This window comes from Moorena sp. SIO4E2, from assembly GCF_010671945.1.
In the GTDB taxonomy this organism is placed as follows: domain Bacteria; phylum Cyanobacteriota; class Cyanobacteriia; order Cyanobacteriales; family Coleofasciculaceae; genus Moorena; species Moorena producens.
Window position 1 is genome coordinate 1 of sequence record NZ_JAAHIE010000439.1, and the last position, 6331, is coordinate 6331.

Here is a 6331-nt window from a genome sequence, read left to right on the forward strand (position 1 = left end):
TACGATGGAACAGACAGTTTTGTAGTCCGAAACAGCATCATTGAATACCAAACAATTGCTTCTCGACTGTATGAAAAATACCCAGTATGTACGTTTAGGTAATATAGCGAGTCTTGGATCGTGCAATACCTGACAAAGAGTTTCAACGGCAGACGGCACGGCAAAGGCTAACAAAAAAATAACCTTGGCCAAAAGGCCACGCGTTCGCGTTCAACCTTCAACCAACCAACCTTGGCCAAAAGGCCACGCTACGCGAACAACAAAATAACCTTCAACCTTCAACAAAATAACCTTCAACCAACCTTCAACCTTCAACCTTATTAGACTCCTTAACTTACTTAAAATGGCTGCAAAAATTCCTGTTACAGTTGTTACCGGATTCCTCGGTAGTGGCAAAACTACTCTCGTGCGTCACCTGCTACAAAATAATCAGGGCAGGCGCATTGCTGTAATTGTTAATGAATTTGGTGAAGTAGGGATTGATGGGGAACTATTGCGTTCCTGTCAGATTTGTGATGAAGAAGATGACGCCAATAATAATATTTTAGAACTAGCGAATGGTTGTCTGTGTTGCACGGTTCAAGAAGAATTTTTACCGACAATCCAAGAATTGCTGAAGCGTCGTGACAAAATTGATAATATCCTGATTGAAACCTCAGGATTAGCTTTACCTAAACCTCTAGTTCAAGCCTTTCGTTGGCCAGAAATTCGCACGGGCGCTACCGTGGATGGAGTAGTTACTGTCGTAGACTGCGATGCCTTAGCAGCTGGTACTTTAGTCAGCGATATCAATGCTTTAGAAGCCCAACGTCAGGCTGACCCAACCTTGGAACATGAAACTCCCATCGAGGAATTGTTTGAAGACCAGCTAGCTTGTGCTGATATGGTGCTGTTGACTAAAGTGGATTTAGTGGATAGTCCTACTCAAACCAAAGTAAACAATTGGTTGCAACAGCAGTTACCAAGTAGTGTGAAAGTTGTTCCTTGTCACGAGGGAGACATTAGTCCTGATTTACTGCTAGGATTTAATGCCGGAGTAGAAGATAATTTAGACTCCCGTCCTAGCCATCATGACCATGAAGAAGACCATGACCATGATGATGATATTAATTCAGTTAATATCATTTTAGATCAGGCATTTGATCCACAGGTAATCAAGACAAAATTACGACAATTGGTGCAACAGCAAGAGATTTATCGCATTAAGGGATTTGTGAATGTTGCTAATAAACCGATGCGGATGGTGATCCAAGGAGTAGGCGATCGCATTGAGAGTTTCTTTGACCGTCCTTGGCAAGCTGATGAAAAGCGTCAGACTCTCTTGGTCTTGATTGGGCGAGGGTTGGAGCAGTTACGAATTCAGGAGGTATTTGGGTAATAAAGGGAATCGGGAATCGGGAATCGGGAATCGGGAATCGGGAATAACCAATTTGGTAGAGTGGGCATCTTGCCCGCTCGGGAATAACCAATTTCGTAGAGTGGGCATCTTGCCCGCTCGAATAGATCGCCGAACAGGCAAGATGCCTATTCCACCAAGATGCTCATTCCACCAAGATGCCGGAACATGAAACAGGCAAGATGCCTGTTCTACCAAGATTCCCATTCTAACCATCGGGTCAAACAGCTTTTAGGAGCTGCACCGGATCAGATTACCGTGCAGTTCCAATTTCAATGATGCACAATATTATTGTGCAACTCAGCCTCAATGAAACGATGTCAAGTCGGGAAACTACCTATTCTCAAGCAAAAGCTAACCTAGCTAGCATCCTAGATCAAGTTTACGATCAGCGCGAAATTATCGTCATCAAGCGTAGTAACCAGAAAAATGTGGCGTTAATTGCTGAAGATGAATTGTCCGGTATCTTAGAAACTATTTATTTGTTGCGATCGCCAGAAAATGCCAAGCGTCTGTTTAGGGCCTTGGAATGGGCAGAGTCAGAAGAAGCTACTCCTCAAAGTTTGGAAGAATTGAAAGAGGAATTAGGGATTGAGTCGTGAGAAGGGTAAGAAAGACGGCATTGCTGAATTAACAGAGTTGAGATTCAGTCAATTTATCCAAATCTAGCTACAATACAGCCAATACTCCCATTTTTAGTGCATTGAGGGTGCTCATGGCTGAAAAGGGATATAGGATTGGCTTTACCGTGAGGGGCTAAGGAGAAATTAGTTATGAGTGGCGATCGCAATATTCAAGCTGGTAGGGATTACCGTGAAACAGTAGGTAGAAACTACCGTGACAGCAACTTCAGGGACCAAGGTGCTTACGTCGAGGGCGATTATTACAATAATAACCCAGAGCAAAAACAAAACCTCGCTAAAGCTGCAGCAGAGATTCAACAATTACTAGAGACCTTAGACAAAACTTACCCTACCGATACTACCACTGGAAAGATGAAGGTGGCAGCAGCAGCAGTTGAGCAGATTGACACTAACCCTGCTTTGAGTAATAGAGTACTCAGTGCCTTGAAAGCTGGTGGTGTCAGTGCTTTTGAGCAACTGCTGAACCATCCGGCTGCTAGTTTTGTTATCGGTGCCCTGCAAGATTTGCAGGAAACTAGGCGTTGCTGATTCTGAGTATGGTTTCGCCCCCCTAACCCCCCAATTCTGGGGGGAAAAAACTCTAAAAGTCCCCCAAATTTGGGGGATTTAGGGGGCTTTAGCAAAACCAAACGATTGCGCATTCATACTTCAATTCAGCAACGCAAACTCAGCAGTATTAACAGCAGACTAGACCTCGATCACCCTAGCTTGATTTACAGTCGTGACTGAAGAACCAAAGCAGCCAGAGCGTGAAATTAAGACAGGACGTAATTACCGCGAGACTGATTTTGCTGACCACGGTGTGTATGTTGAGGGTAATTACATTAATCATCGGGAGCAGCCAAGAAATTTGCCAGCTCCCCTTTGGAGAGAATTACAACGCAAGCTAATTGGCTGGCTTGAGCGTGATCAGTATGCTGCTAGTTGCAATCGCAAAGACTTACTGAAAGCAGTTAATTGGGAGGTAACAACTCGACTCCAGGATTCTCTGCACCAAGACCAGTTAGAGATTAATCTGTATCTGGAATTACCAATGGAGCAGAGCAAGGGGGCGGTAGAACGTGACCAGCGACAGAAAGTAATTCCCCTAGCGCCTCAAACCTCAGCAATGGAGGTATTTGAACGGCCAGATGTGCAAGGTCGGTTACTCATTTTAGGGGAACCGGGGTCTGGGAAAACCACCACTTTACTAAGACTAGCAGAGGATTTAGTTAAGCAAGCAGAACAGAATCATGCTGCACCGGTCCCGATCATCTTCGAGCTTTCTGCCTGGAAAAATGATCAGCAACCGATTGATCAATGGTTAGTGGCTCAACTAAAACACAATTACAGCATTGACGAAAAAATTAGTCAACAATGGCTCAAAAACCATCAACTACTGCCCCTTCTCGATGGTTTAGATGAGTTAGGCATACCCCGTCAAAGGCTGTGCGTCACCAAAATTAATCAGTTTTTCAAGCAAAACATCCAACGCCGTGGGGTGGTTTGCTGTCGCCTGGAAGAATATCAGCAGGGAATAGTCAAACTACGTAAACTTAATGGGGCTTATTGCTTGCAGTCCCCCAATGATGTCCAAATCCAAAATTATCTCCAGCGCCTGGGTAAAACCAAGCTTTGGCAACTGCTATCCAGTGATGCTCAGATGAGAGAAATGGCAGATAAACCCCTGTTTTTAAACGTGATGGTGACAGCATACCAGGGGCAGCCGATTACCAATGAGGCACAACTGTGGTCAGCCTATGTGGAGGAGCGCTTAAAGTTACCCCTTAATCCGAAAAACTATCCCAAGGGAGTTCCTTATGGGGATGAGGAGACTAGACATTGGTTGACTTATCTAGCTCGGCAATTAGTAGCCGATTCAACCACTGAATTTCTCATTGAAAATATGCAGTCATATTGGTTAAAAAAAGGTCGGGAAAGAATTGCGTTTAGATTAATTTTTGGGCTGATTTTTGGGCTGATTTTTGGGCTGATTTTTGGGCTGATTTTTGGGCTGATTTTTGGGCTGATTTTTGGGCTGTTTTTTGAGGAATTTAAATACTACGAACTAAATGCTGAAGCTTTTGCTATAACTACTTGTTATTGCGTGAAATCTGGGCTGATTTTTGGGCTGATTTTTGGGCTGAGTTCTTGGCTGATTTTTGGGCTGTTTTTTGGGCTGATTTGTGGGCTGATTTGTGGGCTGATTTTTGGGCTAAAAACAGAGATTAAAGTTTTAGAAAAACCTAATCAAAGTATAAAAGAATCGTTTAAAAGCACGTTTATTATTGCCCTGTTTGCTTTTCAGGCTGGGGCATTAATTGATCCCCTTATCTCCATCGTTACAGAAGCTAACGTTGATTTGACTAGCTCTTTAAGAATGGGTTTACTTGTAGGCTTGAGTTTGGCACTAGGAACTGGGGGTCAAGACTTGATACGGCACTTGACCCTGAGGCTGATTTTATGGCAAAGGGGAGCAATTCCTTGGAACTATGCCAAGTTCCTCAGTTATGCCGCAGAACGGCGGTTGATTCAGCAAGTGGGAGGGCGTTATCGTTTTATTCATGATGCCCTGCGTCAGTATTTTGTGGGCAATCAACCTGTTCGAGCCCCCCTGATTGAACGTTCTAAAAACCCTGGTCTGGGCTATATTCTGTTGGGATTTTCTCTGTTTGTTGTTCTAATTCTCACTATCAGCATCTATAGGGTTGACAGTGGGCTAAAATCAACGGTAGTACCAGTAGTCCAGAGCGGTGATGTGGTTCTCACGGATATGGTCACCCGTCATTGGCGCAAATTCCACCACGGAGATGTAATTGACTTTTGGGTTAACAAGGATTTGGCTAAGCAAGGCTTTAATGGTAACAACTACATGATGCGGATTGTGGCGTTACCTGGGGAAACGTTTGCCATTAAGCAAGGAGAGGTTTATGTCAATGGTCATCTGCTGCAAACTGACTACATTCAAGGAATTCCCATCCAAGATTACCAAGAACTAGAGATAGACATCCCCTCTTGTTGCTACTTAGTTTTGGGTAAAAATCCAGATGATCAGGATAAGTTGTTGGTGGGCTTGGTGGATAGGGAGCAAATTTTTGGTAAAGTCTTATTCCGTCTGTTTCCCCTTGGGCGATTTGGCCGGGTGGATTAATATCATGTCCGGTTGAATACTTATACTAAGGGCAAAAGCAAGGCAGAAGGCAGAAGGCAGAAGGCAGAAGTAAAGAAGTAAGGTTTGTCCTCACTCGTGATGAGAATGGCTATATCTCTTTTCAAGAGCACTTTGGCAAGCAGACTCTAATTCTTCCATCTCAGGATGTGTAGCTAGGTAATCATCAAGCCAGTTGCAACCTAGCCTCATCAAATTATCAAGATCTAGCTCCAAATTCCACAACTTTACCGTGTTATCAGACCCAGCAGAAGCGAGCAATTTACCATCAGGGCTAAAACTCACACTGTTAACCCAATGACGGTGACCAATTAAGGTTTGCAGTTCCTTTCCTGTGGTCACATCCCATAGCTTTATCCTACTGTCAAGACTAGCAGAAGCTAAGAGCTTGCCATCAGGGCTAAATTTGATACTGGTAAGCTGGTTGTTGTGACCACTTGACATCTCCCCTGGTTAAAACACAGGGGATTCTACAAGGTTGTTACGAAGTGGGTTGAAACCGCACTTCTTCACATCTTGTCCTGTATGATCTATTCATTGAGGTGAAAAGGTCATACCGGTGTGGGAGTGCCAAAACTCCCCTACCCACCTTAGCTAGGTCGATTTTTAGCTGTGTGGCTACTTTTCGGGCTATGTTAGCGGCTCCGTTACAATCCGCATTTACTAGCCACCCAAAAGAGGTTTTATATAATCCGCGCCTAACTCGTTTACCCGACGGTTTCCATCCTTTGGGTTTTTCGCCAATTTTTGGGAGGCTGTCGTCGTCAAGAAAGGACGCTTTACTGGTGTACGATTCTTCAGTGATTGTGAGTTTTATTCCATACTCTGGACAAAGTTGTTTTAACCGTTCGATTAGCCTTTTAGTGGGGATTACAACGAAGTTCTGATTACCCCGTTTGCCCATGTTAGAACGGTCTTTCTGCCTCTCGTTCCAACCAACGATCAAGTTTCCGATTCGATCATTTAGGCACCTATTGATGATGAACCTAGCAGCCTTGTTGATCCCATCTCTCATCCTGGGGGGGCGACGAAAATAGTTATAAAGCAGACAGGACAAGCGATTTAGCTCTCATTCCTCGTAAATAATACTTCCATTTATTACGATTAAGTCTCATTAATTCTCGTACTAAATTAATACACTCA

At 43.9% G+C, this 6331-nt stretch carries 6 protein-coding genes and 1 pseudogene; 4 read left to right on the top strand and 3 right to left on the bottom strand.

What is annotated here, in order from left to right; genetic code table 11:
- Positions 1-343: 343 nt before the first annotated feature.
- Complete coding sequence (gene cobW, locus F6K37_RS29790; protein ID WP_008185182.1) at positions 344-1378, top strand: cobalamin biosynthesis protein CobW; 1035 nt, start codon at positions 344-346, stop codon at positions 1376-1378.
- On the opposite strand, the gene F6K37_RS29795 is transcribed toward cobW, so the two are convergent.
- On the bottom strand, positions 1352-1612 hold the full coding sequence (locus F6K37_RS29795) for a hypothetical protein (RefSeq protein WP_131827161.1): 261 nt from the start codon (positions 1610-1612) through the stop codon (positions 1352-1354). The two genes, cobW and F6K37_RS29795, sit on opposite strands and share 27 nt — an antisense overlap.
- A gap of 101 nt (positions 1613-1713) precedes the next feature.
- On the opposite strand from F6K37_RS29795, the gene F6K37_RS29800 reads away from it, so the two are divergent.
- From F6K37_RS29800 to lepB, 3 genes are all read left to right on the top strand, one after another.
- Positions 1714-1998 (top strand): type II toxin-antitoxin system Phd/YefM family antitoxin, encoded by a 285-nt coding sequence (locus F6K37_RS29800; RefSeq protein WP_044493454.1) that lies wholly within the window; start codon positions 1714-1716, stop codon positions 1996-1998.
- A gap of 171 nt (positions 1999-2169) precedes the next feature.
- On the top strand, positions 2170-2568 hold the full coding sequence (locus tag F6K37_RS29805) for a hypothetical protein (protein ID WP_008185185.1): 399 nt from the start codon (positions 2170-2172) through the stop codon (positions 2566-2568).
- 193 nt (positions 2569-2761) lie between these two features.
- On the top strand, positions 2762-5170 hold the full coding sequence (lepB, locus tag F6K37_RS45715) for a signal peptidase I (RefSeq protein ID WP_287254090.1): 2409 nt from the start codon (positions 2762-2764) through the stop codon (positions 5168-5170).
- A 90-nt stretch (positions 5171-5260) separates the two neighbouring features.
- On the opposite strand, the gene F6K37_RS29815 is transcribed toward lepB, so the two are convergent.
- Together F6K37_RS29815 and F6K37_RS29820 are read right to left on the bottom strand one after the other, a co-directional pair.
- Entirely contained in the window at positions 5261-5632 is a 372-nt protein-coding gene (locus tag F6K37_RS29815; RefSeq protein ID WP_008185188.1) for a WD40 repeat domain-containing protein, read from the bottom strand.
- 37 nt (positions 5633-5669) lie between these two features.
- Positions 5670-6215, bottom strand: a pseudogene (locus F6K37_RS29820) (IS200/IS605 family accessory protein TnpB-related protein); the annotation flags it as partial.
- Between the last annotated feature and the right edge of the window lie 116 nt (positions 6216-6331).

Bases quoted from the DNA above. Each gene is read 5' to 3' on its own strand.
- cobW (WP_008185182.1), top strand. From the start codon at position 344: ATGGCTGCAAAAATTCCTGTTACAGTTGTTACCGGATTCCTCGGTAGT.
- F6K37_RS29795 (WP_131827161.1), bottom strand. From the start codon at position 1,612: ATGGTTAGAATGGGAATCTTGGTAGAACAGGCATCTTGCCTGTTTCAT.
- F6K37_RS29800 (WP_044493454.1), top strand. From the start codon at position 1,714: ATGTCAAGTCGGGAAACTACCTATTCTCAAGCAAAAGCTAACCTAGCT.
- F6K37_RS29805 (WP_008185185.1), top strand. From the start codon at position 2,170: ATGAGTGGCGATCGCAATATTCAAGCTGGTAGGGATTACCGTGAAACA.
- F6K37_RS29815 (WP_008185188.1), bottom strand. From the start codon at position 5,632: ATGTCAAGTGGTCACAACAACCAGCTTACCAGTATCAAATTTAGCCCT.